The following is a 25,352-nucleotide window of genomic DNA, read 5'->3' on the forward strand; positions in this document are numbered from 1 at the left end:
AAAAAGTGATAATTGCGCCAATCGTCCGGCAGGAGCCGGTCTAAACGTGTATACGTACGAAATCGACAAAACGTTTTGTAATCTGCTGAGGCCTTGTGATAGCGCCCCCGATAACGACGGTATGCGCACCGCTGCGGAAGCATTCTGTCGCATCTTCCCGGGTATGAATACGCCCTTCGGCAAATACCGGGATATCGGCCCGCGCCGCCATCTCGCGGATCAGCGTGAAATCCGGCCCTTCCTGCTGAGGACTGTACGGCGTATACCCGGACATCGTCGTAGACAGGATATCGAAGCCGGCTTCCTGGGCATGGAGCCCTTCTTCGACGGTAGAGATATCCGCCATGAGGAGAACGCCGGCCCGCTTTTTGATTTCGGACACGATTTCCTTCAGCGTTTCCCCTTTGGGACGCGGCCGCATCGTCGCATCCAGCGCGATTATATCGGCTCCCGCCCGCCAAACGGCCTCTACCTCTTCCAAGGTAGGCGTGATATATACATCGCTGCCTTCATAGTCACGCTTCCAGAGCCCGACAAGCGGCAGCTTTACTCTCGATTTAATCGCGGCGATATCGACCGGCGTATTGGCCCTTATGCCGACTGCTCCCCCGGCCTCCGCGGCCAGCGCCATCCTGACCATCATCTCGCTTCCGAACAAAGGTTCATCCGGCAATGCCTGGCAGGACACGATAATTCCTCCCTTGACTGCTTCCAATAGGCTGTGTTTTTCCATAGTTGTACCTCCGTTAGTTATAAGACCGTCCGGCACCGCTGCCGGCATTTATAAGAAAACCCGTCACTTTATTATATGAAGTAATTATCCGTAATTCAACTTAATTTTGGAGCATTTTTTCTTTATTTTTAGTTTATCGTGACTCCTTCCCATACTCCCGGCTCTTTGCATGTTCACTTTTATAGACACATATTCTCAACAAAAAGTTACATATTCCGCATTTTTTTACTTTTTCGTCCTGTTTTGAAGCGGCTCATGCAAGGCACCCTCCGGAAGTCCCGGCCATACAAAAAAAGCCCTGTGCTTGCGCACAAGGCTTAAAAACGGCGTTACTGTCCTTTCATCCATCCGAAAGGTTCGGAACCCGGAAGCTCGGCCGGACTCGGTTGAAGTCCGTCCTGGGCCAGGAACCAGTCCCGCAGCATAGCGAGAAGCTGGGCGCTGTTCACCGGCTTGGTGATGTAGTCCGAGGCTCCCGCCTCCAGACACTGTTCGCGGTCCCCTTTCATCGCTTTGGCCGTAAGCGCAATGATCGGCAGGTCTTGGAACTGAGGTCTGCGGCGGATTTCACGCATGGTCTCGTACCCGTCCATAACCGGCATCATAATATCCATCAGGACGATATTGATGTCCGGCATTTGCTCAAGGATCTCGATGGCGTCATGGCCGTTCTCCGCGGATATGACCTTCATGTTCTGACGCTCCAGAATGGTCGTCAGAGCGAAAATATTACGGATATCGTCGTCGACGATCAGCACCTTCTTCGAATCGATCATTTCGTTGGACTGGTGCTTTTTAATCAGAATATCTCTCTGGCTGTCATTGAGATTTTCCAGCTTGCGGTGGAGGAACAACATCGTTTCGTCCACAATCTGAATCGGAGATTTCACTTCCTTGATGACCGCCATGGAACGCAGTTCCTCAAGATCGTCCTCTTCCTCTTTGGTCAGCTTCTCGCTCCGGTTGATCAGGACCGGCTTGTATTTATTTTTGGCGTTCTTCTGCATCTCTCTCACGAACTGGGCCGGGCCCATGTCCGGCAGGTCCGTATCGACGAGCACACAGTCGAAGTCCTTGGATTTCAGCTGGTTCAGCGCCTTGCGGGCGGTATCGGTCGCGCTGACCTTAATGTCGCTGTTCTTCACGAGATCCACCGTCTGTCTGCGGCGCTCGGAATCGGACATGCCGACCAGAAGCTGCTGGAACGGCTTATTGCCGAAAGCATTCAGCTTGTCGATCGCGTTCTCCAGATCTTCGTTCTTGATCGGCTTGCAGAGGAAGTCGAACACGCCCTTCTGCAAAAGCTCGGTCGCATCGTCTTCGATCGTCATCACCGTTACCGGGATATGACGCAGCTCGATGTCTTCCTTCAGCTGATCCAGAACGGAAGACCCGTTCATGTCCTCCAGACGCAGGTCAAGCGTAATCGCAACCGGCTTGTACCTCTTGGCGAGAGCGACCGCCTTGTTGCCTTTCGGCGTAATAATCGCCTTCAAGCCTTTCCGGTGAAGCATATCGAGCAGAATCTCATTGAATTTCATATCGTCTTCCACGATCAGGAATACACGGTCGCCCGCTTCAATGTTCGCACGATCATCTACGAGCTGTGTCGTATCGAACCGGTCGTATTCGTACTTTTTAGGCTGCGCAGCCGGTACGTCGATCACTTCCGGCACATAAGCGGCGGCCGCTTCCAACATGGCCGGATCGAGATCGACCGGCAGGAAGAGCGTGAAGGTGCTGCCGACGTTGACAACGCTGAACAGCGTAATCTCCCCGCCGAGCATGCCCGCGATTTCACGGGAAATGGCAAGACCCAGGCCCGTTCCGCCGTATTCGCGGTTCGTGCTGCCGTCCGCCTGCTGGAACGCTTCGAAAATAATCTGCTGCTTGTCCTCGGAGATGCCGATCCCGGTGTCTCCGACGGAGAAGGCCAGCACCATGCGGGCGCGGTTCAGCGATTCGTTGTCCTGGCTCCAACCGCTGCTCGCCCGGCGCATGAGGAGAACGACTTCGCCCTTCTCGGTGAACTTGAAGGCGTTGGAAAGCAGGTTTTTCAAGATCTGCTGAAGACGCTTGGAATCGGAAATAATGGATTCCGGCAGCGCTTTTTCCGCCTTGATTTTGAAATCAATCTTCTTATCCTGAGCAATATGTCGGAAAGTCCGCTCCATATTACCGGTAATTTCGGTCAGCTTGATTTCGGTGAAGTCCGGCGCAATCGTACCGGATTCGATTTTGCTCAAATCGAGAATGTCGTTAATCAAGTTGAGCAGGTCAAGACCCGAATCATGGATGGTACGCGCGAACTTCACCTGATCGTCGGTCAGGTTATGATCCGGATTCTCGGAAAGCTGCTCGGCCAGCAGAAGCAGGCTGTTCAGCGGCGTCCGCAGTTCATGAGACATATTCGCGAGGAACTCCGATTTGTACCGGGACGTCAGCGCAAGCTGCTCCGCTTTCTCTTCGAGGAAGCGTTTCGCCTGCTCGACTTCGTTGTTCTTGCTTTCGACTTCCGCTTTCTGAATGACAAGCAGCTTCGCTTTATCTTCCAGCTCGTCGTTCGTGTTCTGCAGCTCTTCCTGCTGCTTCTTGAGCTCTTCCGCGAGAGACTGCGACTGCGACAGCAGCTCTTCGGTTCTCATGTTGGCCTGCATCGTGTTCAGCACGATTCCGATACTCTCGGTCAACTGGTCGAGGAACGCGATGTCGATCTCCGTGAAGCGGCGGAAGGAAGCCAGCTCCATCACGGCCAGCACCTGATCCTCGAACATGATCGGCAGCAGCACGATGTTAAGCGGCGCAGCTTCGCCGAGTCCAGAGGCGATCATCACGTAATCCTCCGGCACGTTCGTCAGCAGAATCCGCTGCTTCTCGATGAGGCACTGGCCGACCAGGCCCTCACCCAGACGGAACTCGTTGGACAGGTGCTTGCGCTGCTGGTACGCATAGCTGGAGAACATGCGCAGCACCTGCTCCTCGCCGTTCGCTTCGTTCATGTAGAACACGCCGTGCTGCATGGAAACAAGCGGAGCCAGCTCCGACATGATCATGCGGCACACTTCGTACAGGTCGCGCTGACCCTGGAGAAGACGGCTGAACCGGGCCAGGTTGGTCTTGAGCCAATCCTGCTCGGTATTGATCCGCGTCGTTTCCTTGAGGTTGCGGATCATTTCGTTGATGTTATCTTTGAGCGTTCCGACTTCGCCCGCCGCAATGACATCAATTGTCCGCGACAAGTCGCCCTTCGTCACCGCAGTCGCAACGTTTGTAATCTGGCGCACCTGAGTCGTCAGCGTGGACGCCATGTAGTTCACGTTATCGGTTAAGTCACGCCACGTTCCGGCAGCCCCCGGCACGTGCGCCTGGCCGCCCAGCTTTCCTTCGGCCCCTACCTCGCGGGCCACGGTCGTAACCTGGTCGGCAAACGTATCGAGCGTGTCGATCATGTTATTGATCGTTTCGCTCAGATCATAGATCTCGCCCGCCGCGTCCACCATCAGCTTCTGCTTCAGGTTACCGTTGGCGACGGCCGTAACGACCTTCGCGATGCCTCGCACCTGGTTGGTCAAGTTCGTCGCCATAATGTTAACGTTGTCGGTCAAGTCTTTCCAGATTCCGCCGACCCCGTTCACATGCGCCTGGCCGCCCAGCTTGCCGTCCGTTCCTACCTCGCGGGCTACACGCGTAACCTCCGAGGCGAACGAGCTGAGCTGATCCACCATCGTGTTGATCGTCTCTTTGAGCTCCAGGAGTTCGCCCTTAACGTCGATCGTAATCTTCTTCGACAAGTCGCCGTTGGCGACGGCGGTCGTAACGGCCGCGATGTTCCGCACCTGGCTGGTCAAGTTGCCGGTCATGTAGTTCACCGTGTCGGTAAGATCCTTCCACGTACCGGAAACCCCTTTTACATCCGCCTGGCCGCCCAGCTTCCCTTCCGTTCCGACCTCACGCGCCACACGGGTAACCTCGGATGCGAAGTTGCTGAGCTGATCCACCATCGTATTGATCGTGCTCTTCAGCTGCAGCATTTCGCCTTTAACGTCAACGGTAATCTTGAGGGACAGATCGCCCTTCGCAACCGCCGTCGTTACATCGGCGATATTCCGTACCTGGTCGGTCAGATTGCTCGCCATGTCGTTTACGCTTTCCGTCAGGTCCTTCCACGTTCCGGCAACGCCTTTAACCTGGGCTTGGCCGCCGAGGCGTCCGTCCGTTCCTACTTCACGCGCCACACGGGTAACTTCGGACGCGAACGTACTGAGCTGATCCACCATCGTGTTGATCGTGTTTTTCAGCTCCAGAATCTCGCCCTGTACGTCTTCCGTGATTTTCTTGGACAGGTCGCCGTTCGCGACGGCCGTCGTGACGACGGCGATGTTCCGCACCTGGTTCGTCAGGTTGCTCGCCATGTCGTTTACGCTCTCCGTCAGGTCCTTCCACGTTCCGGATACGCCCTTCACGTTGGCTTGGCCGCCCAGCTTCCCTTCCGTTCCTACTTCACGCGCCACACGGGTAACCTCGGAGGCGAAGGTGCTGAGCTGATCCACCATCGTGTTGATCGTGTTCTTCAACTCCAAAATCTCGCCGGTCGCGTTAACCGTGATCTGCTTGGACAAGTCGCCCTTCGCGACGGCGGTCGTGACGTCCGCAATGTTGCGCACCTGATCGGTCAGCGTACTCGCCATGTAGTTCACGCTGTCGGTCAAGTCCTTCCAAGTGCCGGATACGCCTTTAACGTCGGCCCGGCCGCCCAGCTTGCCGTCGTTACTAACTTCGCGGGCCACTCGGGTAACCTCGGACGCGAACGTGCTGAGCTGATCCACCATCGTGTTGATCGTGCTTTTCAGCTGCAAAATCTCGCCCTTGGCGTCTACGGCGATTTTCTTCGACAGGTCGCCGGTTGCAACCGCCGTCGTGACCTCGGCGATATTCCGCACCTGATTCGTCAGGTTGGTCGCCATGTAATTAACGCTTTCCGTCAGATCGCGCCATGTGCCCGACACGCCTTTGACGTCGGCCTGGCCGCCCAGTATTCCTTCCGTTCCCACCTCGCGCGCCACACGCGTAACCTCGGAACCGAACGTGCTGAGCTGATCCACCATCGTGTTGATCGTATTTTTGAGCTCCAGAATTTCGCCCTGCGCTTCTTCCGTAATCTTCTTGCCCAAATCGCCGTTCGCAACGGCCGTCGTGACGACCGCGATGTTGCGCACCTGGTTCGTCAGGTTGCTCGCCATGTCGTTAACGCTCTCCGTCAAATCGTACCAGGTACCGGACACACCCTTAACGTCGGCCTGCCCGCCCAGCTTGCCTTCCGTTCCTACTTCCCGGGCCACACGGGTAACCTCGGAAGCAAACGTGCTGAGCTGATCCACCATCGTGTTAATCGTATTTTTGAGCTCCAGAAACTCGCCCTTCGCGTTAACGGTAATCTTGCGGGACAAATCGCCTTTCGCGACAGCCGTCGTCACATCCGCGATGTTCCGTACCTGATCCGTCAGGTTGCTCGCCATGTTATTGACGCTCTCCGTCAAATCGCGCCACGTACCGGATACGTCCGTCACTTCGGCTTGTCCGCCCAAAATGCCTTCCGTTCCCACTTCACGCGCCACTCGGGTAACCTCGGCCGCAAACGTCCCGAGCTGATTGACCATGCGGTTGATATTGTTGGCGGTTCGCAAAAATTCGCCCGTAAGAGCGCGCCCTTCAAATTCAAGCTCCACTTTCTGCGAAAGATCGCCCTGCGCCACGGCATTAATAACCCGCACCATCTCGCTCGTAGGCTGAATCAGATCGCTGATCAGATTGTTCAGGGAATCGTTGAACGCGTTCCAGCTTCCGCCCGTGCTCCGGCACATAAAGCGGCGGTTGGTATTGCCTTCCTTGCCGACAACCCGCTCGACCGTCTGCACTTCCTGCACCACGTTCTCCTGCATATCGAGGATATCGTTCAGCGTATCGGCGATTTTGCCCGGCATTCCGTTCAGGTCATAGGGCATGCGCACGGAAAAGTCGCCCTTCTTAAAAGCCAGCAACACCTGAAGCAACTGTTTTTCGTCCAAAACATCTAGGGAATCATTGGATCTCTGGTCTTGTTCCGACATACGGCTTTTCCTCCGAATTTGTATATATAGAAAAAAATAAATCGAAATTTTGAATTATGTCAACTTTAATAGTAGTGTTTCTAAAAACCGAATACAATAGCAAGTAGAGGAAATTGTATGCCTATTCGCACGCGGGAGCCCCTCTCAGTCTAAGTACGATTCCCGCTGCGTTACCGCTTACATATCGCCGGTTTGTCCCCCTTTTCCGCTCAAATGACAGGTTTGTTCCCTTTGGTCCTTACACGTCCTTTGTAATTACGTCCCCATGTGAAGATAGTTTCTGTTTGCAAAAAAATTGTCACAGCAACAATTCCCGGTAAAAAATCCGGGCTTCGAAACATTTTTCGACATTATGGCACGCTGATGCGCTTTTATACCCGCTTCCGTTAAACTTGAAACAGGGTTTTCGGTTTTTTTCTAAAAAATTTTGTGGGTTTTAAAGAAACCGCGCGGGGTCTGGTAAAAAGACGGAAATCCTAGGGAAACGCCGGTGAATTGGAAGGCACATGTAGAGTACAGTGCGGGGATAAAAGCGGCCTCGCTATTCTATTCAAGTAAAGTGTGCCGGGTAATACGGAGGAAGTATTCCTATCTTACCGAGGGGAAGGAGTTTGATTGCGCGGGAACTTTACGGGACGAAGACGGCTTTGCAGGTGGAACCGGGTACGGATAAACTGCCGGTTTTTCATTTACAGGGCAGCAGGCTTCTCCTATAATAAAGAAGTAAAATTTCTTTTATATTTATTAATTAAGGAAAATTAATTCTTCTAAAATCACGAAGCGGGGGAAAAGGTTCATGTCTTCTTACGCAGCGATCGGCATCGACATTGGGGGCACCCATATTAAAAGCGGGCTCATCCTTCCCGACGGGAAAGTGCTTGCCTCCCACAAAACCGAGACGGAAGCGTCCGCCGGCAAATCCGGTCTCATGGCTAAGCTCGCAGGACTTCTGCAAACGTATTCAGAAGAGGCCGCTGCCGCAGGCGTGAAGCTCGCCGGAACGGGAATCGGCAGCGCCGGCTACATTAACCGCGAAGGAACCGTAGCTTTCGCGACCGATAATTTGCCCGGCTGGAGCGGAACGACGCTGCGCGCGGATATCGAGAAGCTTTCCGGCCTGCCCGCTGCCGTCGATAACGACGTCAACGTCATCGCCCTCGGCGAGCAGTGGCTCGGAGCCGGACGCGGCTGGGACACCTTCCTCTGCGTGGCGCTGGGCACCGGGGTGGGCGGCTGCTACATCCGCGAGGGCAGCCCGCTGCACGGGCGGGACGGCTTCGCGGGAGCCTACGGCCACATGGTCGTGGCTTTCGGCGGCGAGCCCTGCACTTGCGGCCACCGCGGCTGCTGGGAGCAGTACGCGTCCGTGACCGCGCTGAAGCGCCTTATTCGCGAACGGGGCGGGGAGACGCTGGAAGAAGCGTCTCCGCCGGAGCTGTTCGCGCGCGCCCGCGCCGGGGACGAGACCGCGATGGCCATCGTGCGGCTGTACGCCGAGTACGTCGCCACGGGGCTCAGCGGTCTCATCCACGCGTTCAACCCGCCCGCCATCGTCGTGGGCGGGGCCGTCACCGAACAGGGGGACTTCCTGTTCGATCTGATCCGCCGGCATGTCCTGGACATGACCATGCCGGCCTACACGGCGGCGCCTGTCCCGATCGTGCCGGCCGAGCTCGGCGGCACGGCAGGCATGTTCGGCGCCGCGAAGCTGCTGTTCGACCGCCTGAAGGCCGAACAGCCCTAAAGCAAAAGCCCTTCGCACATGCGAAGGGCTTTTGCTTGTTTGCGCCCAAGGCGCAGGCACACGTGCGTGTTAGCGCCGGTCGCCATGCCGCCCGCCAGGGCCGGCCGGGACATGCCGGAGCTTCCACGCTCTAACTTTTGTACAAGAAATACTCCCTACTCCCGGCTTCCTGTCACATCCGCATCCGCGGGCTACCTCACGGCCGATTGCCGCCTGTTCCGGTAGCTCCGGTACGTCCAAATGCACACGCCCAGCCAGAAACCGCTGGCCAGATAACCGCCCAGCACGTCGCTGGGATAATGCACACCGAGGTAGATCCGGGCGAGTCCCATCCCCACGATCATTGCGGCTGCCAGCACGATGAGAACGGCTTTTCCCGCCGCACTGGAAATATGCCTCCACAGCAAATAGACCAGAATTCCATACAAACCGACCACGGCCATGGAATGTCCGCTGGGGAAGCTGAATCCGGCTTCTTCCATAATAATGTGGATGGTCGGACGTTCCCGCTGGAAGATCTTTTTAAGAATCGTATTCAAAATAGCGGAGCCGCCGATAGCGGCAATAAGCAGAATGACTTCCGACCGGTGCTTCAGCACGAAGTATAAATACAGAGCGGCGGCGATCGTTATAAACGGGACGACGGCGGAGGAACCGATTTCGGACAGCAGACCGGCAGCCGCGGTTAAGCCGGGACTTTCCGCCCCCTGCACGAACGAAATGATCGTTTCGTCGAACCAGGCAATCTGCTGGCGGCTGACAAGCAGCGCCACCATACCGAAGCATAAGGCCAGTAAGAGACAAACGAGAAAAGAACGGGTCAGCAAAACGTTTAATTTCGTATTCATTGCGATAAAAGGTCTTCCTTTCTTCACTGATTCCTGGTCCTGAACAAAGAGATCGGGAACAGCCTTGATCATACCATATTTTAATAAATTGTTAAAAATTTGCCCATGTCAAGAAAAAGAAGCTTTCCATTAATCCCCTAAGGAATCATTGGAAAGCTCCTGTTATTTAACGCCTCGGCGGATGCCCGAAAGGCTCCGGGTCAGCGGCTTTTGATAAGAAGCTCGACAGCTTCCTGCACAAGTTTGCCGGTATCCTTGCCCTTCTCTTCCTCCTGCCGGATGCAGTGCTCCAGGTTGGTGGCTACGATATAGGCCATCGCCTTATCGGCCGCGCTTCGGACTGCGGAAAGCTGAGCGACGACGTCTTTGCAGTCTTTTTCTTCTTCCATCATTTTGAGAATGCCGCGTACCTGGCCTTCCATCCGCTTCAGCCGGCGGACTATGCTCTCGTCGTAGTTCATCGCGATCTTCCTTTCCGTATGCTGCTGATTGCTTCCATGTTAAGAACAGCCGGCCCCGCAGGTCTTCTCGGGACGAGTTCCCAAAGCGCGAAGTTCGGAACGAAGCTGCATGGCGTAGAGCCCCTTGAATCCGCGCCTTTTCAAAAAACGGGCCGCTTTCTTGATGTGACGGTTAGAATCCCCGACCAGCAGAACACGGTCTTCCGGAGAGAATTCATCCTTCCACAAGTAAGGAAGACGGCCGACGGACATATTAATGGAAGGAAAGCCGGACGCTTCCTCATAATCCGAAGCGTCCCGCACGTCCAGTACCTTAATCCGTCCTTCTTCTTTGGAAGCCAGAAGCTCTCTTGCCTTCTCTTGACTGAGATAATTCAGGCCCTTTACCGGAAGCCAGTTCAGCACAAGCGCCAAGACCATCATTCCCGCGATGATCTCCCACATAATCATTCGACAATCCCTCCCTATTCACGCTGTTGACAGCTATAAATCGGTTTCCGGTCTATCTGCCGGCTTCTCGTCTTTTCGGCTCTTCGTTCTAACTAACGTCCGTATGAAATCCGGTCCGACCAGTTGTTCATACCGCCGGTCATATTAACGACGTCGAAGTTTTGCTCCGTCAGCAGTTCGCAAGCCAATCCGCTGCGGTTGCCGCTGCGGCATACCACCGTAATTTCCCGATTCCGGTCCAGTTCGCCGAGTCTCTGCATCAAATGTCCCAACGGGATATGAACGGCCTGCTCGATATGCCCCTCCGCCCATTCCTCATCTTCCCTGACATCCAGGATATATAGATCCTCTCCGTCTTGAATGCGCCGCGCCAGATCCTGCGGGGTACAGCTCTTAGGTATTTGAAAGGCCATTCCAGCTCTCCTATATCGTTTCTGTCTTTATCATCCTGAAATAAATACCCGTACGGGTATATTCCTATGATAGGTTTTAAAATCCTAACTGTCAACATAAAAATTACAGACTAGTCCGCGCCAAAAACTGTGGACAACCTTATCTGTGGATATGTTTATAAAAATTTCAAACTTATGCACAGCCTGCGATTTTGGACTGTTGATTTGTGTATAACCCTGTGTATATGTTCCTCCCCACTTAACGGCGGGTTTTATATCTTACCATCATCCTTTCCAAAATAAAAGAAAAGAACTCCGTTTTCGGAGTTCTTTTCGAGACATTTTCCTCATGAAACTTATGTACGGCGCTCTTCACGCTAATCAAACTAACTCCTTAGCGAATGCCGCGTTCGAACAAAAACGCGATATAATCGGTCGGAGTCCCCCTATGACCGAGCTGACGCAGCATGGCGGATATGTTGCCGCGATGATACGTCCCGTGATTCACCACATGCTGAACCAACGCATAGACCCGGGTTTCAAGGGAACCGAACTGAGGATGCGACGGAGCCGTTTCGGCGGCCGCGCCTTCTCCCTCGGCGAAGAAAGCCCGGTACTTCTCCTCGGCAAGAGCGAATCTCTTCTGTAGTTCGTCCAGCGAATCTCCCCGGCCCTGCGCGTAGAGATCCGTCACGACTTTCCTGGCTTCTTCATAGCCGCCCCCTTTCATAATGACCAGCCACATTTCATCCATCATGTAGATATGGTTCAAAGCGTCCGCGACGGACGGAAAAATACTCTGAATCTGCTCGAAGGACAGCTCCTTGGGCAGTGCCCTAAGACCTGCGAAAACCTTCCCGTTTGCCCACACATGGTAGTCGTACTGCTGCTCCGCATAACCGCTTAACAAAGCCGCCTTTTCCTGTTCCTGATGCTGCGTATCCGATGACATTCCGGTTCCTCCCTGTTCCTGTGGATATGTTGGGGTCTTGCCTTCTTAGGATAACCCGGATTAGCTGACAGTTCCGGTCAGTGAAGCTAAAGCTGTTTATAAAATTCAAGCAGATCGGACGTCACGTCAATCAGCTGCTCTTTCAGCAGAGCAGGTTCAAGAACCCGGATCGACTTCCCTTGGATCATCAGAAAATAAGGGACATAGCTGCGGATCGCTTTCTCCTCCAGCTTCATATGGATCTGATCCGTCGTGCGTTCCACGATCGTATGGCTGAAAAGCCAGTGATCGCACAGCTCGGCTATCGCCTGGGGAGCCCCTTGAATCCGGATGGAGACAAGCTGTTCCTGCCGGCTAGTGTCGGGGAGAAGATTATTCATAAAAAACTGGCGGGCGGAAAATCCCGGCGGCCTGCTGAAGACGCCCTCCGTATGGGACAACGCCCGGATACGGTCGACACGGAAGCTTCGAAGCTCGCCGCGAAGGTGGCAATAGGCGACCAAATACCATTTGCTCTTCCAGTGAACGAGCCCGTACGGATCAATGCTCCTGCTCTGGACCGCCAGGGAGTTTCCCTTGCTGTACTCCATGTGCAGGGTATGCCCGTCCGCAACGGCTATCTCCAACATCTGCAGGTAAGCCTCCAGCGAAGAATCCGTCGGAGGGTGAATGACATCGAAGCCTGCTTCGTGCCGCTCGATCGCACTGAGCTGCTCGGGGTTTGTATACTGCTTGAGCTTCCCCACGGCGCTGTTCAGCGCGTCCCCGAACGGGTAGCCCGCTTCCTGCGCGAATATGGCGGCATGAACGAGGGCTTTCTGCTCGGCGGCATTAAAGAACAGCGGCGCCTCCCGGAAATTCGGCAGCAGACTGTAGCCGCCGTTATGTCCGGAATCCGCGAGTATCGGCACTCCGCTGGCGCAAAGCGCATCTATATACCGGTACACGGTCCGGATGTTGATTTCAAGCGTCTCGGCCAGTTCCCGGGCGGTCATTTTTCTCCCCGACTTCAAGTGCCACAGCACGGCAAGCATGTTATCCGCTTTGGACATATTCCATCACCTCGCGCTCCTTTCCGGACATTTCCATTCTAGGGCCGCAGGGACGAAGTTTCAATCGGGGAGTGGGATTAAGACACCTAAATTACTTTGACAAGCAAAGTGCTTCTGTTTATATTGTAATGCGGGAGGCGAGGTTTTCGCGGATAAAGACAGCAAATTAGCTTCAAACTTGAATTACCGCATTACGGAGAAAGGAATCCGGATTTACCATAGGAACAAGAACAACTGGGAAACGGCTTAACATATCCCGGACCTGCTTCTATAGGAAAGAGCGGCCCTTAAAGGACACAAAGCGAACCGGGATCGTATCACGGTTCTGTAAATCATTTTCATTGAATCGGAGGAAACAAGCTTTATGGCACCAGCTAAAACCAAACATCTGGGCATCGTCATTGCGGGGCTCCTGCTCGGCATTCTGATGGCCTCCATGGACAATACGATCGTCTCGACGGCCATGGGAACGATTGTCGGGGAGCTCGGCGGACTCGACAAATTCGTGTGGGTTACTTCCGCTTACATGGTAGCGGAGATGGCCGGCATGCCGATTTTCGGCAAATTGTCGGATATGTACGGCCGCAAGAGGTTTTTTGTATTCGGCATTATCGTCTTTATGATCGGCTCCATCCTGTGCGGAACGGCAACTTCGATCGTCCAGCTCAGCATCTACCGGGCGATTCAGGGAATCGGCGGCGGAGCGCTCGTTCCTATCGCGTTCACGATCATGTTCGATGCGGTTCCCGTGGAGCAGCGCGGCAAGCTCGGCGGACTGTTCGGCGCCGTGTTCGGCATGTCCAGCATTTTCGGACCGCTCCTGGGCGCTTATATCACGGACTACATCCACTGGGAATGGATTTTCTATATCAACCTTCCACTTGGATTAATCGCTCTGGTCTTTATCGCGGCTTTCTACAAAGAATCGCACGAGCATTCCAAGCAAAAAATCGACTGGCTGGGCGCGGTCACCCTGGTCGGGGCCATTATCTGCCTGATGTTCGCTCTGGAGCTCGGGGGCAAAGAATACGCCTGGGATTCCGCGATTATTCTGGGCTTGTTCGCAGGTTTCGCCGTTCTGGCCGTCCTGTTTCTGATCATCGAAACACGGGTGGCCGAACCGATTATTTCGTTCGGCATGTTCAAAAACCGGCTCTACGCCACGAGCAACGCGACCGCGATTTTCAGCGGAGCCGCTTTTATTACGGCGTCCGTCTATATCCCGATCTTCGTCCAGGGCGTACTCGGCGGCTCGGCCACGAATTCCGGCATGGTTCTGCTGCCGATGATGCTGGGCTCCGTCGTGACGGCCACGGGAGGCGGTTTCCTCATGAACAAGGTGAGCTACCGCACCATCATGATCCCGACTACCGCCATTCTCGTGGCAGGGACTCTCCTGCTCACCACGCTGAACGCGGATTCTCCCCGGTGGCTGGTCACGATCTATATGGTGATCGTCGGCCTCGGAATCGGAGCTTCCTTCTCCGTGCTGAGCAATGCCGCGATTCATCTGTTCGATGCGCGCCAGCGCGGCTCCGCGAGCAGTACGCTGAACTTCCTCCGCTCGCTCGGCATGACGCTGGGCATTACGATCTTCGGCATCATCCAGAGCCACGCGTTCACCCGCAAGCTCACGGAATCGTTCGCCGGACAGGCGCAGGCGCCTCAGGGACTCGATACGAGCGACGCGCGCAGCCTGCTCGATCCGGCCAAACGGGCGCTTATCCCCGCTCCGGTGCTCGATAAGATCACGCAGGCGCTGTCCTCCTCCATCGTCCATACGTTCGCATGGACGGTGCTGCCCGCGGCGCTGGCGCTCGTATGCGCCATTGCGATGAGCCGGGAGAAGCTGGACCCCAACCAGCAGCACGGGCCCGCTTCGCATTAAGGAAGCCTCTCCCGCTGATGCTAGGCAAGCGCCAGCGGCAACCGGGCTCCTCGCGATGCTGAATAGCGACGCCGGCGGGATGCCAAGCTTCTTGTGATACTGCGCTGAAGAAGACAACTGCCGCACCACGCCAAAAGGCCTCCAGTTCCACCCCTTCGGGTGTGACTGGAGGCCTTTTGGCATCTTTCCTCCCGAGACTCGGGAGGAAGTGCCGGGCGGCCCCGTAAGGGCCGTTAACCGCTGCAAACTTACTTAATGCCTGCGCTGACTTCTTTAACCATCTCGGCTACGGATACAAGTCCGCCGCCGGACAGGTACCAGTAGTCCGGGTTCAGGTAAACGATGTTGCCTTCTTTGAACGCTTTAGTCGTTTTCACCAGTTCGTTCTCGATGACTTTCTTGGCTCCCGCGCTTTCCGTACCGACCGCGGAGTCACGGTCGATAACGAACAGATAATCCGGGTTTTTCTCTACGATAAATTCGTTGGAAATGCTTTGACCGTGCGTGGACACTTCAATCGTTTTGTCTACGGCCGGAACGCCGAATACGTCGTGAATGATGCCGAAACGGGAGCCGGGACCGTAAGCGCTGATTTTACCGCCGTTCACGAGAGTGATCAGACCGTTTTTGCTGCCGGCGCCCACTTTATCTTTGATACCTTTGATCGCTTCGTCTACTTTGGCAAGCTCTTGATCCACTTGAGCTTCTTTGCCGAAAATTTGGCCGAGCTGTTTCGCGTTTTCTTTAAAAGATTCCATGTATTTCTTCGCGTCTACGCCCATGAAAATAGTCGGGGCAATGCTGCTCAATTCTTTGTAAGCATCCTGCTGTCTGCCGGAAATAATAATCAGATCCGGTTTCAGCTTGCTGATCACTTCAAAAGCCGGTTCTTTGAGGCTGCCGACGTTCGTGTATTTAGCGTCTTTGTATTTTTTGAGGTAAGTCGGCAGTCCGTCCTGCGGTACGCCGGCTACTTCTACGCCCAGTTTATCCAGGGAATCCAGCACGCCCATATCGAATACGACAACTTTCGCAGGGTTCGTCTTCACTTTCGTTTCGCCCAGTTGATGCTTGATGGTCAGTTCTTTGGAAGCGGCAGCCGTTGGAGCCGTTCCTTCTTTGGAAGACGTTGTAGCCACCTCTTTATTACCACACGCGGCAGCCATAACGGCTAGTACGAGGGTCATGAGAAGCAAGGATAATTTCTTACTCATTCTAATCACTCCTATGGGTTTAATTGGTTTTTTTAGTTAGCGGCATGATACCGTCCGGCATCATCCGTCTAATTGGTTACCATCTGTAAAACGGCTGTCTGCGGGAATCTGCTTCCTAAGCGAAGTAGGTGCAGATTCTGTTGCCGTTAAGGTTATGAATCTCGATGTCCATGTCGTAAATCTCTTTCAAAACGGCGGAGTCGATAATCTCGTCCGTTGTGCCCTCTTTCACGACACGGCCGTTCTTCAGAGCGACGATATAATCCGAATGGCACGAAGCGAAATTGATATCGTGAATGACGATAACGATCGTCTTGCCCAGCTCGCTGACCAGCCTGCGCAGCACCTTCATGATCTGGACCGAGTGCTTCATATCGAGATTGTTCAGCGGCTCATCAAGCAGGATGTATTCGGTATCCTGGGCAAGCACCATGGCGAGATAGGCTCTCTGCCGCTGGCCGCCGCTCAGCTCATCCAAATATTTGTCCTGGATATCTCCCAGATCCATGTATTGAATGGCCTCGTCGATATACTTCTTGTCCTCTGCGGTCAGCCGGCCCTGCGAGTATGGAAACCGTCCGAAGCCGACCAGATCACGGATCGTCAGACGAATGTTGATGTGATTGGACTGCTTGAGAATGGAGATTTTTTTGGCAAGATCGTTGCTCTTCCACTGGCCGATCTCCTTGCCCTCAATGAACACTTCCCCTTGATCTTTGTCGATCAAGCGGCTCACCATGGACAGCAGCGTACTTTTGCCGGCGCCGTTGGGACCGATGAAGGAAGTGATTTTGCCTTTGGCGATCTGGACCGACACGTTCTCGACCACATGTTTGCTGCCGTATAGTTTGGATACGCCCTTGACTTCTACCACGATTTTTTCTCCTTTAATAGAAGATAGATAAAGTAGACACCACCGATGAAGTTAATGATCACGCTCAAAGTTGTCGAGAAGGTGAATACCCGCTCTACAATCAGCTGGCCTCCTACTAAAGCGATAATGGAGATAAGAATGGAGCCGGTGATCAGCACCTTGTGCCGGAACGTCTTGAGAAATTCGTGCGACACGTTCGCGACAAGCAGGCCCAGGAACGTAATCGGACCTACCAGAGCGGTAGCGATCGAGATCAGGATGGCGACGACGACGAGCAGCCTTTTGACCACATAATCGTAATCGATGCCGAGGTTAACGGCGTGCTCTCTGCCCAGCGCCAGGACGTCCAGGTATTTCGTGAATCTTGCAAAATAAACACCCACCAGAGCAAGCAGCACGACCGAAATAATAATCAGGTCCGTATTGACGTTGTTGAAACTGGCGAACATTTTGTCCTGCACGATCAGAAATTCGTTGGGATCGATCAGCACTTCCATAAAGGAAGAGATACTCTGGAAAAACGTCCCGAAGATCAGTCCTACCAGCAGGAGGAAGTACAAGTTCTGCCCCTGCTTCTTGAAAAGCAGCTTATATAACACGCCGGTGAAGGCTACCATCAAGCCGACGGAGATAAGAAAATTCACATTCTTATTCATCAGGAAGCTGGCGGAGCCGACCAGGAACACAATCGCGGTCTGAAACAGCATGTAGAGCGAATCGAGACCGATAATGCTCGGCGTCAGAATCCGGTTGTTCGTGATGGTCTGGAACACCATCGTCGAGAAGGCAATCGCGCCGCCCGTTATGACAATCGCCAGGATCTTCCTGCCCCTGCGGGGAAGCACGTAATCCCAGTTGCCGGAGGCGTCAATCAGGAGAAAGACCGCGATAAGCACAAGAGCGAGTACGGCAAGGATGCTGATTTTAACTTTTGCTTGTGAATTCATAAGGCCTTTCTCCTTGCCAGCAGCATGTAAAGGAAGATGCCGCTTCCGATTACCCCGACCGTAAGCCCGATCGAAATCTCATACGGGAAAATGATAATCCGTCCCAGAATGTCGCAGAAAAGGACGAACACGGCTCCGAGCAGGGCGGTGTGGGGCAGCGCCCTTTTCAGATTGTCTCCCATATAGAGCGTGACGATGTTCGGGATGATCAGCCCCAGGAACGGCAGCGTACCGACCGTCAGAATGACCACGGAGGATACCAGGGCCACGATGACGAGCCCGATGTTGACCACCTGTTTGTATTTCAGCCCCAGGTTGGTGGAGAACTCCTCCCCCATGCCGGCAATGGTAAACCGGTTGGCGTACAGATACGCGATAACAAGCACCGGGATCGAAATGTACATGATTTCGTACCGGCCCTTCATCACCATCGAGAAATCTCCTTGCAGCCACGAGGACATGTTCTGAATGAGATTGTTTTTGTAAGCGAAAAAGGTAGTGATAGAGCTTACGATATTTCCGAACATCAGACCCACCAGCGGGATGAAAATCGTATCCTTGTACTTGACGCGGTCGAGAATCTTCATAAAGATGAAAGTTCCCAGCAGAGCGAAAACGAAGGCGATCAACATCTTCTCCAGCGGACCGGCCGAAGTGAACAGCATCATCGAGACCAGTATGCCGAACCTTGCGGAATCCATCGTACCGGCCGTAGTCGGCGACACGAACTTATTGCGGCTCAGCTGCTGCATGATCAGGCCGATGACACTCATGCTCATGCCTGCGATCAGGATGCTGATTAACCGGGGGAGTCTGCTGACTAGCAGGATATGGACTTTATCGTCGCTCAGGTTGAACAGATCCAACGGGCTGATATCTTTCACCCCGATAAAGATCGATGCGACGGATAAAACGATAAGCGCGATCACCAGATATCTCTTTTTCATAAGCTGTCCTTTGGGCGGGTAATTTGGTTATGTAGCTTTGTAGTAAGAATGTTTCTCATTAATAATGAGATTCATTATCATTTGGGTTCGTAGAGTATTATAACATCTCCCCCAGTTGTGTCAACCGGATGGGATGATATTTCTAGTAGTAGGACAATAAAAAGAAAATATTCAGCAATTAATTCCCAAATACGCGCTGATAAATGTAGATGCCGTCCATTAACCCTTGCTTGTACATAAGCTCAATTGCCAACGCGGTTTGAATTTGTCCCTCTTCTTCGTATTTCAACAGCAACTCTCTTTGTTCATCCGAGGCTTGCTCAAGAACTTCATTAAATTTTGTCTTAAGTAGCTCAGATAAAAGTTGATAATCCTTATGTCCCATAAGAACATTTTGTCCTAATTCATCCGTTCTTTTCTCAATAAATGATTTCAAATAGCCGTTTAAGTTTTCGAGCATAGCTCCCACTCCTTTTAGAAATCAAAGTGATGTCACTTAATCCCAATTTTATAGTGACATCATAACGATGTCAAGGTGATCGTATATCGTTTTATTTCACATTGCTATAATAATGACATCACCTTGAAGGAGGCCCGTTTTATGGCTACCAATAAAAGAGTCTTCACTCTGCGTCTAGAGGAAGAAAACTTCGAGAAAATAAAATACATCGCTGAAAGAAACAAACGTTCTATCGCGATGCAAATAGAGTATTTAATTGAACAATACGTTGAAGAATTTGAGAAGAAGAACGGCGAGATACGGGTTGAGGATTAACTCAACTTAATATTCTAAATTCATGATATAGTGCATCACTTTTAAAGAATGGGTTGAGCATTTTCGGGCCTGCTCGGAAAGTATCACTTCAAGCTCATGTTTTTTAATAGTATTTGCTTTCTTATAACGTGGGTCCTCTTTATCCCATAGCCCACTTTCAAACCACCCTACTAGGTATATTCCATATTTATTTTTTTCTTCTTTCAAATATCGATTTACTAATTGAGTTTCAAGCGCCTGAGAAACATTGTTGTTCCAATTTCCTTTAACCTCTATAACAACTGTTATGTTGTCGTAATTGCCTCTTTCATTCTTTAATACAGCATCAACTTGAATATCTGTTCTTTCTCCGGGATAAGAGCCAAAACTTCTACGAATTTCAACTTCTCTATTTAAAATTATCCCTCTTCCTGTGAGATCATCTTCTAATCGTTGCTTAACATAGTCAGAAAATTCATTTTCTGTCCGTGGCTTAAATTTCTTATCCCCCAGGTCATTCCATAGTAAAAATACTTCTGGTGTGTTTCCATGAAGCTTTCTTTCAATTTTTTCAAGCGATGTACGAATAACTTCTAAAAGCTGTTCACCATTATAGATAAGTCTTCCTTCATCATTGCCGGTTAACAGTATAATATCTAATGCACTAGGTGGAACCCATAACTTTTGCCGTGCTACTTTTTGTGCCTGTATCAACCGTAGTTTCAACCACTTTTCTTTAGGTAACTCGTCAAATATTCGTAACATTTCATCCCGCGAATGATCGTTACCTCGGTTAATTAATATACTTAAGATATCATTTCTAAAATCAGCCACATGTTCCCTAGGTCCAACAAAATGAGCCATTTCTTCATCATCAAATTTAGGATCTTCTTCGTAGGGAAACTGCAAAACTAATTTGATATAGAGGTCGGCTAGAATTTTCTCATCTAGCTTATTAATTTTAATTTTAAAACTACCATTACCTGAAATCATTAACATCAATTTTTTAAACAAGTTATCGTTGTCCTCAATAAAACTCCAAGCTATTTTTAATCCACCTTCAAAGTGACTACAAAGCGCAGCTAAAGATATTAATGCATTCTTCTTTTCTATATCATCTGAAGAGCAGATATCTTTATCTATTACACTAATTACATGTTCTTCGACACCTGTTACTGAGTGGTGCAACAAATATTCGGTTAAGCTTTGCTTAGTCCTTAATTGCAGGTCATTTGACTCAAGCCAATCAAATAAAGCTTGACCTAAACGTTCATCCCAGCACTTCTCTAAATTCCTTAATATATAGAGATCTGAGTTTTGAGCATTTTCTTTAGATAGTATAACTAGTAAATCACTGATTATTGAATCGGGTACACGTTCATATGCCATACTCAATAGTTCAGTTCGTATGGTATCGTCTTCATCCGTCCACTTTAACAGAACAACTGGAGACCAGTTGTGCCATCGTTCAAAGGGTATCTGAATTAAAAACTGATAATCATACTCATACAACAGTCTCAATGCTATATAAGTTGCAAACGGGGAATTTTTAATAAGTCCTTCTTCGGGATTTGATTCCTCATCTAAAAGATAAATTTTAGAACATTGAACTATACTATCCCTGATTTCATCATTTATTAATTCCTTTAATGTATCTTTTCCGGTATCAAACCCTGCCTCTATACAGAGCAACCTCCATGCATCTACGTTTCCCGAATAAATTTCTTTTACTCTATTTTTTATTTTTTCATGTAAAGAGGCTGCTGAAACTTTACGCTCTCGTTCCTCTAATTTTTTCTTAATTTTAAGATTTCTATAGTATTCCTTCTTGGCTGCTCTTGCCTCATTAGAATCTAAGGAAATACTATTAAATAATCGGGAAAAATTTTCATTCAAAATGTTACTTTCTTGCATTGCATTATGTATTAATTGTACATGGCTGAGGTCATTTATTCTAAAATGTCTAATTATAATTTCAACCCACTTGTTTTGTAGCAACACATCTGTTTCATTGGTAATCTGGTCTACTAACCATGGGAAGTCCTCATCCGCAACAAAACGAGAGAAAGCAAGCATTCCTATTCGTTCATTATTAAGATCTAGAGACCCAACTAATTCTTTTATTAAATATCTTCTTATTTCTTTGTAGTATTTAATTCGCTCCAAATAGTGAAAATGATCAAAACGTCTTATTCTAATCTGTAATATTCTAATGTAGATTTTTAAAATATTAATGTCGTTAAGATAATCCAATGATTTGTTCATTACATGATGAAATAAAGGCTCTACATCGCTCTTTATCATATTATTTCTAAGATAAGGAACAATCCACTCAAGCGCATAAACAAGATCGGTATCATTCAGGCTATCAATAATCACATGACGTAAAAACATGCGATAATTCCCGACGTAATTTCTTCTTTTTGGTAATGTTAATAAGGTGAAAAGTTCCTTGGCGGACATCATATCGGGCCATAAAGACGACAAAGCAATTCCTTTTAATTCCTCATCAGGATCCTCACATACATCAATCTGTGTTAAGGGAATAAGCATTAATTTCTGTTCAGCATTACTCAAATGGTAATACGCATGTATGGCTTTAACTCTAATGTTATAGTCATCTTCTTTATCTAATACAACTTTCAATAAATCCTCAAGTAAATCAGTTTGTTCACATGCTCTTGCCATTCTTATGGAAACTCTTCTAGCTAAAAACCCCTTATTTTTATTACAAATATATGGTTCTAACTGACTTTTAAGATCTTTATGCTTTAATTTATAATAGTAGTTCGTAAAATCTGTATCAAAGTCAATAATCAGTTCGTCGTTATAGCTTTCTAGGAGACTATTAACTATAAGTTCTTTATCTTCATCGTTCATGCTAATAACATCACTTTTTAACAGAACCTCTGGGTCTCTTCCTAATACATAATTAAAAATTTCAGAGTTGTACGAGGCAAGCCATCCTGTAACTTCATGTAACTGTGGAACTATTTTTAATTGGGGATCATTAGAATGCTCGATTAAACAAATTATTTGCTCAAAAGAAAAATTGTTTTCTATTACAAATAAGGCTGCTAGAAATTCTGCATATGTTTGATGAGCCCAACCAAAGCGATTTAATCCACGAGAAGTGAATAACCCCGTAGCTAAAACTTCTAATATGTCTTCTTCCTTTAATACTAGCGTCGAGTCGATCCCTCTATTTAAACCGTGAGCTATTTCGCCAAGAGTAATATCTTCATCGGGAACATTTCCTAAATCAACATCAGTCCAAACAGCAAATTTATTAGTAAATACAGTAAGGGCAGCAATTCTAGTTGAAATATTTAGTCTTTCTCTAACTGATAAGTTAGTGTGTTTTTTATGTTTACTATTTAGTTCCTCACAAAGTATAGCGCAACCGTCTAGATATATATCTTTCTGAGTTAATGGCAATGAACCTCTGTATCTAGTATACGTATTTATCAAAAATTGAAGGGTAACTGGCTTTATAGCAAAAGATACAACACCTTTTTTAATAATATCTTCAATAAACTGACTGGCATTGATCCCATTAGTTAAAGCAGCCTCATAAACGTCTTTTTTCTGGAGAGGCGCAAGTTCAAAGGCTTCATATGAATCCTTACCCCATAGCTTTATCAATTCCTCTTCTAATTCTCTAGGCCAATTAGCAGTTCGACACGCAATACGTAATTTAATACGTTCTACATCGTATTTTTCAAATTCTTGCGACAAAAGAAAACTAATATGATCCATTCTAAGCAAACATTCATCCAAGCTATCCAAAAAAATATATATGTCACCGCTGTTGGATCTCTTCCAATCAAGAAATAACGGACTTTCAAATAAATCTTTAATCAACCTTTCATCTGAACTATATGATCTTAGATCTAAATAAATTGGCTTATTTACGTCCTTCATAGATTCAACAAACAGTTTTAATGAATTTGTTTTACCAATTCCAGGTTCACCCAATAATGCCAAGCATTCTTTTTGCGATATTTCTTCAGAGGATACGACATGACCTAATTTCATATATGCATGCGGATCTTCCAAGAAACCTTCGGAAGTAAGTCTTATAGTACCTTCTCTTGAGCACCAATAACGTTTCCATTCATATTGTGTTTTCACAAATACACCTCGCCTGATCCGTGTCTAAAAAACGGAAAATCATAGACTTCGTACTTTATTTCATTTAACATTCTAGGACTAATTAAATTTTCCTTTTATTTGTAATCAGACTCCCAACGTAAAAAATAAAAGCTGGGTTTTTTTGAAGTAAAAACTAAATTCGTGATACTGTAGGAACAAACGAAGTTATAAGCAACCTCTTTATAAGGGCCCCATAAAGCCGCGGGCGTAACAGTATATTAATAAAGAAAGGACTGTCCTAATCAGGGCAGCCCTTTTGCTCGTAAAGGAGAACCATATGACTTGGTACCGTATATTTCAGGAACCCGAAAATGATAATTACCAAGAAATTGATGAACCTGATTTTTCTATCTCAACCATACCATCTACTAATTCACCTGCATTGAATAGAATTAAAGATGATTTAATTCTACAGTGGATCATCTGCCCATTTCTTAAGAAGAAGGAAGGGTTGTGCTACCAGGTTCCGATTCATACACCGGAAATACAAACTTACATTTTAAATCATGTGGCAGGCCACTTTAATACCGTTCAAGGTATCTATGAAAATCAAAAACTTACGATGATCAGACTCAGCGAACTTAAATTGGCGACTCAAAATTATTTTCAAGACAAGAAAGAGAATATGCAGCTAAGCCCGATTGTTAATGACTTTTATATGAGGAAAGATCTCGGTTCGGAAACAAAGGGAGCAATCGACTGTGAGAATGTTGAAATAATGATTCGGGAATTTCGCAACCTTTGCAGATTGGAATTTAACGAGATGGATGATTCCTTATGGAAGTTCTTCAAAGAGACGCATCTCGATTATGAGGGAAACATAATTCTAGTTCCTCAAAACTGGCTTTTCAGCGACGAGCTTCTCACTTCCGAGACTTTAGCTTATTTTTCACGATTTGCACACCGAATGATTCTCACAATTAACAAAACAAGTAACCATGTACGAGCAGTTGAACTAAGGTAAAACACTCTCTTTAACGTATGAAGGTAAGAGTTGTTCCCTGACCCCTTCCACAATAATGCCCACTATTTTTAAGTCAGGCACAATTTGCTTGCTTAATATTCATGGCAAAAAGAAAAGCCGGAGCGCTCTGCTCCCGCTTTGTTTATTTCTAGTATTCTATCGGCGAAGCCCAACCGTCACGATCTCATGAGGCGCGACAGGTTCGATGGGAAAATAATACTAGAATAGAATTTTGCCATTGAACTAACGGCGAAAGTTGGTTCAACATGAATACTAGCAGGTCGCCGCATATTAGTAAGGAGGAGTGTGGAAAGTATGTTTCATGTAAAAGATATTTTATCCGATCAGTTATTAGCAAATGCTAATGACCCTAGTTGGTACCTACCATTTTCAGCTGCAGTCGAAAATTTGTCAGAGGAAGTAGCTTTTTGGAAACCTAGTGAAGATAGTAATAGTATCGCTGAAATTGTGCAGCATTTACTTTATTGGAATGAAACCTGGCAAACCAGGTACCAAAAATCTGATGTCAATACCGTGCCTTCCATAGGAAATAATAATAAAAGTTTTATAATTCCTAAGGACAAAAAATTCACTGATTTAAAAGATCAATTATTAGATGTGCTTTTAAAATGGCAAGATCTACTTACTGAAGAAAAAGTCGAAAGTGATGTAATCGGGTTTCCAGTGTGTGCCAAGTGGTGGGAGTTACTTGGAAATTTATCAACTCATAATGCATATCACATTGGTCAAATCTGTTATATTCGGAAGCTACAAAAGAGCTGGAATGTAGATGAAAAACAAGAAATCATTTGACGAGATGAATGATTCCTTATGGAAGTTCTTCAAAGAGACGCATCTCGATTTCGATGG

19 protein-coding genes are annotated in these 25,352 nt (G+C 49.0%); 5 read left to right on the forward strand and 14 right to left on the reverse strand.

Going from position 1 to position 25,352, the window contains the following annotated elements:
* Positions 1-40: 40 nt before the first annotated feature.
* Both ABH899_RS22565 and ABH899_RS22570 read right to left on the reverse strand, forming a co-directional pair.
* Positions 41-733 carry an N-acetylmannosamine-6-phosphate 2-epimerase gene (locus tag ABH899_RS22565; protein WP_009672282.1) on the reverse strand — a complete coding sequence of 231 codons (693 nt, stop codon included), beginning with the start codon at positions 731-733 and terminating at the stop codon, positions 41-43.
* 329 nt (positions 734-1,062) lie between these two features.
* Positions 1,063-6,840, reverse strand: a complete 5,778-nt coding sequence (locus tag ABH899_RS22570; protein ID WP_370000738.1) for a HAMP domain-containing protein — start codon at positions 6,838-6,840, stop codon at positions 1,063-1,065.
* Between the two features lie 796 nt (positions 6,841-7,636).
* On the opposite strand from ABH899_RS22570, the gene ABH899_RS22575 reads away from it, so the two are divergent.
* The gene (locus tag ABH899_RS22575) at positions 7,637-8,584 is read left to right on the forward strand and encodes an ROK family protein (protein WP_370000740.1); all 948 of its coding nucleotides are present in this window, start codon (positions 7,637-7,639) and stop codon (positions 8,582-8,584) included.
* Between the two features lie 191 nt (positions 8,585-8,775).
* Here ABH899_RS22575 and ABH899_RS22580 read toward each other — a convergent pair whose 3' ends face one another.
* The 6 genes from ABH899_RS22580 to ABH899_RS22605 all read right to left on the reverse strand — a co-directional run bounded on the left by ABH899_RS22580 (position 8,776) and on the right by ABH899_RS22605 (position 12,739).
* Positions 8,776-9,432, reverse strand: coding sequence for a phosphatase PAP2 family protein (locus tag ABH899_RS22580; protein WP_370000741.1), 657 nt, complete (start codon positions 9,430-9,432; stop codon positions 8,776-8,778).
* A gap of 200 nt (positions 9,433-9,632) precedes the next feature.
* Positions 9,633-9,893: a metal-sensitive transcriptional regulator gene (locus tag ABH899_RS22585; protein ID WP_218231228.1), complete on the reverse strand. Its 261-nt coding sequence runs from the start codon at positions 9,891-9,893 to the stop codon at positions 9,633-9,635.
* A 39-nt stretch (positions 9,894-9,932) separates the two neighbouring features.
* A complete protein-coding gene (locus tag ABH899_RS22590; protein ID WP_370000743.1) occupies positions 9,933-10,343 on the reverse strand; it encodes a rhodanese-like domain-containing protein in 411 nt (136 codons plus the stop codon).
* 92 nt (positions 10,344-10,435) lie between these two features.
* Positions 10,436-10,756 carry a rhodanese-like domain-containing protein gene (locus ABH899_RS22595; protein WP_370000745.1) on the reverse strand — a complete coding sequence of 107 codons (321 nt, stop codon included), beginning with the start codon at positions 10,754-10,756 and terminating at the stop codon, positions 10,436-10,438.
* A 373-nt stretch (positions 10,757-11,129) separates the two neighbouring features.
* Positions 11,130-11,687, reverse strand: a complete 558-nt coding sequence (locus ABH899_RS22600) for a DinB family protein (protein ID WP_370000747.1) — start codon at positions 11,685-11,687, stop codon at positions 11,130-11,132.
* Between the two features lie 86 nt (positions 11,688-11,773).
* Positions 11,774-12,739, reverse strand: a complete 966-nt coding sequence (locus tag ABH899_RS22605; RefSeq protein WP_370000749.1) for a helix-turn-helix transcriptional regulator — start codon at positions 12,737-12,739, stop codon at positions 11,774-11,776.
* 364 nt (positions 12,740-13,103) lie between these two features.
* Between ABH899_RS22605 and ABH899_RS22610 the strand changes: the two genes are divergently transcribed.
* Positions 13,104-14,627: an MDR family MFS transporter gene (locus tag ABH899_RS22610; protein ID WP_370000751.1), complete on the forward strand. Its 1,524-nt coding sequence runs from the start codon at positions 13,104-13,106 to the stop codon at positions 14,625-14,627.
* A 248-nt stretch (positions 14,628-14,875) separates the two neighbouring features.
* Here ABH899_RS22610 and ABH899_RS22615 read toward each other — a convergent pair whose 3' ends face one another.
* The 5 genes from ABH899_RS22615 to ABH899_RS22635 form a co-directional block, all read right to left on the reverse strand.
* A complete protein-coding gene (locus tag ABH899_RS22615) occupies positions 14,876-15,841 on the reverse strand; it encodes a siderophore ABC transporter substrate-binding protein (protein WP_370000753.1) in 966 nt (321 codons plus the stop codon).
* A 115-nt stretch (positions 15,842-15,956) separates the two neighbouring features.
* Positions 15,957-16,715: an iron ABC transporter ATP-binding protein gene (locus tag ABH899_RS22620; protein ID WP_009673538.1), complete on the reverse strand. Its 759-nt coding sequence runs from the start codon at positions 16,713-16,715 to the stop codon at positions 15,957-15,959.
* A complete protein-coding gene (locus ABH899_RS22625; RefSeq protein WP_370000755.1) occupies positions 16,709-17,662 on the reverse strand; it encodes an iron chelate uptake ABC transporter family permease subunit in 954 nt (317 codons plus the stop codon). The genes ABH899_RS22620 and ABH899_RS22625 overlap by 7 nt, the downstream gene beginning before the upstream one ends.
* Entirely contained in the window at positions 17,659-18,609 is a 951-nt protein-coding gene (locus ABH899_RS22630; protein WP_009673533.1) for an ABC transporter permease, read from the reverse strand. Before ABH899_RS22630 ends, ABH899_RS22625 begins: the two co-directional genes overlap by 4 nt.
* Positions 18,610-18,787: 178 nt before the next feature.
* A complete protein-coding gene (locus ABH899_RS22635; protein ID WP_370000757.1) occupies positions 18,788-19,069 on the reverse strand; it encodes a hypothetical protein in 282 nt (93 codons plus the stop codon).
* Between the two features lie 141 nt (positions 19,070-19,210).
* Between ABH899_RS22635 and ABH899_RS22640 the strand changes: the two genes are divergently transcribed.
* Complete coding sequence (locus ABH899_RS22640) at positions 19,211-19,384, forward strand: Arc family DNA-binding protein (protein ID WP_146065507.1); 174 nt, start codon at positions 19,211-19,213, stop codon at positions 19,382-19,384.
* A gap of 6 nt (positions 19,385-19,390) precedes the next feature.
* Here ABH899_RS22640 and ABH899_RS22645 read toward each other — a convergent pair whose 3' ends face one another.
* Positions 19,391-23,497: an NACHT domain-containing protein gene (locus ABH899_RS22645; RefSeq protein WP_370000759.1), complete on the reverse strand. Its 4,107-nt coding sequence runs from the start codon at positions 23,495-23,497 to the stop codon at positions 19,391-19,393.
* Between the two features lie 298 nt (positions 23,498-23,795).
* Between ABH899_RS22645 and ABH899_RS22650 the strand changes: the two genes are divergently transcribed.
* Complete coding sequence (locus tag ABH899_RS22650; RefSeq protein WP_370000761.1) at positions 23,796-24,482, forward strand: hypothetical protein; 687 nt, start codon at positions 23,796-23,798, stop codon at positions 24,480-24,482.
* A gap of 315 nt (positions 24,483-24,797) precedes the next feature.
* Positions 24,798-25,295: a DinB family protein gene (locus ABH899_RS22655; protein WP_370000763.1), complete on the forward strand. Its 498-nt coding sequence runs from the start codon at positions 24,798-24,800 to the stop codon at positions 25,293-25,295.
* The last annotated feature ends 57 nt before the right edge of the window (positions 25,296-25,352 follow it).

Origin of the sequence: Paenibacillus sp. RC84, assembly GCF_041260495.1 — a bacterium.
Lineage (GTDB): Bacteria > Bacillota > Bacilli > Paenibacillales > NBRC-103111 > Paenibacillus_F.

Bases quoted from the DNA above. Each gene is read 5' to 3' on its own strand.
- ABH899_RS22565 (WP_009672282.1), bottom strand. From the start codon at position 733: ATGGAAAAACACAGCCTATTGGAAGCAGTCAAGGGAGGAATTATCGTG.
- ABH899_RS22570 (WP_370000738.1), bottom strand. From the start codon at position 6,840: ATGTCGGAACAAGACCAGAGATCCAATGATTCCCTAGATGTTTTGGAC.
- ABH899_RS22575 (WP_370000740.1), top strand. From the start codon at position 7,637: ATGTCTTCTTACGCAGCGATCGGCATCGACATTGGGGGCACCCATATT.
- ABH899_RS22580 (WP_370000741.1), bottom strand. From the start codon at position 9,432: ATGAATACGAAATTAAACGTTTTGCTGACCCGTTCTTTTCTCGTTTGT.
- ABH899_RS22585 (WP_218231228.1), bottom strand. From the start codon at position 9,893: ATGAACTACGACGAGAGCATAGTCCGCCGGCTGAAGCGGATGGAAGGC.
- ABH899_RS22590 (WP_370000743.1), bottom strand. From the start codon at position 10,343: ATGATTATGTGGGAGATCATCGCGGGAATGATGGTCTTGGCGCTTGTG.
- ABH899_RS22595 (WP_370000745.1), bottom strand. From the start codon at position 10,756: ATGGCCTTTCAAATACCTAAGAGCTGTACCCCGCAGGATCTGGCGCGG.
- ABH899_RS22600 (WP_370000747.1), bottom strand. From the start codon at position 11,687: ATGTCATCGGATACGCAGCATCAGGAACAGGAAAAGGCGGCTTTGTTA.
- ABH899_RS22605 (WP_370000749.1), bottom strand. From the start codon at position 12,739: ATGTCCAAAGCGGATAACATGCTTGCCGTGCTGTGGCACTTGAAGTCG.
- ABH899_RS22610 (WP_370000751.1), top strand. From the start codon at position 13,104: ATGGCACCAGCTAAAACCAAACATCTGGGCATCGTCATTGCGGGGCTC.
- ABH899_RS22615 (WP_370000753.1), bottom strand. From the start codon at position 15,841: ATGAGTAAGAAATTATCCTTGCTTCTCATGACCCTCGTACTAGCCGTT.
- ABH899_RS22625 (WP_370000755.1), bottom strand. From the start codon at position 17,662: ATGAATTCACAAGCAAAAGTTAAAATCAGCATCCTTGCCGTACTCGCT.
- ABH899_RS22630 (WP_009673533.1), bottom strand. From the start codon at position 18,609: ATGAAAAAGAGATATCTGGTGATCGCGCTTATCGTTTTATCCGTCGCA.
- ABH899_RS22635 (WP_370000757.1), bottom strand. From the start codon at position 19,069: ATGCTCGAAAACTTAAACGGCTATTTGAAATCATTTATTGAGAAAAGA.
- ABH899_RS22640 (WP_146065507.1), top strand. From the start codon at position 19,211: ATGGCTACCAATAAAAGAGTCTTCACTCTGCGTCTAGAGGAAGAAAAC.
- ABH899_RS22650 (WP_370000761.1), top strand. From the start codon at position 23,796: ATGACTTGGTACCGTATATTTCAGGAACCCGAAAATGATAATTACCAA.
- ABH899_RS22655 (WP_370000763.1), top strand. From the start codon at position 24,798: ATGTTTCATGTAAAAGATATTTTATCCGATCAGTTATTAGCAAATGCT.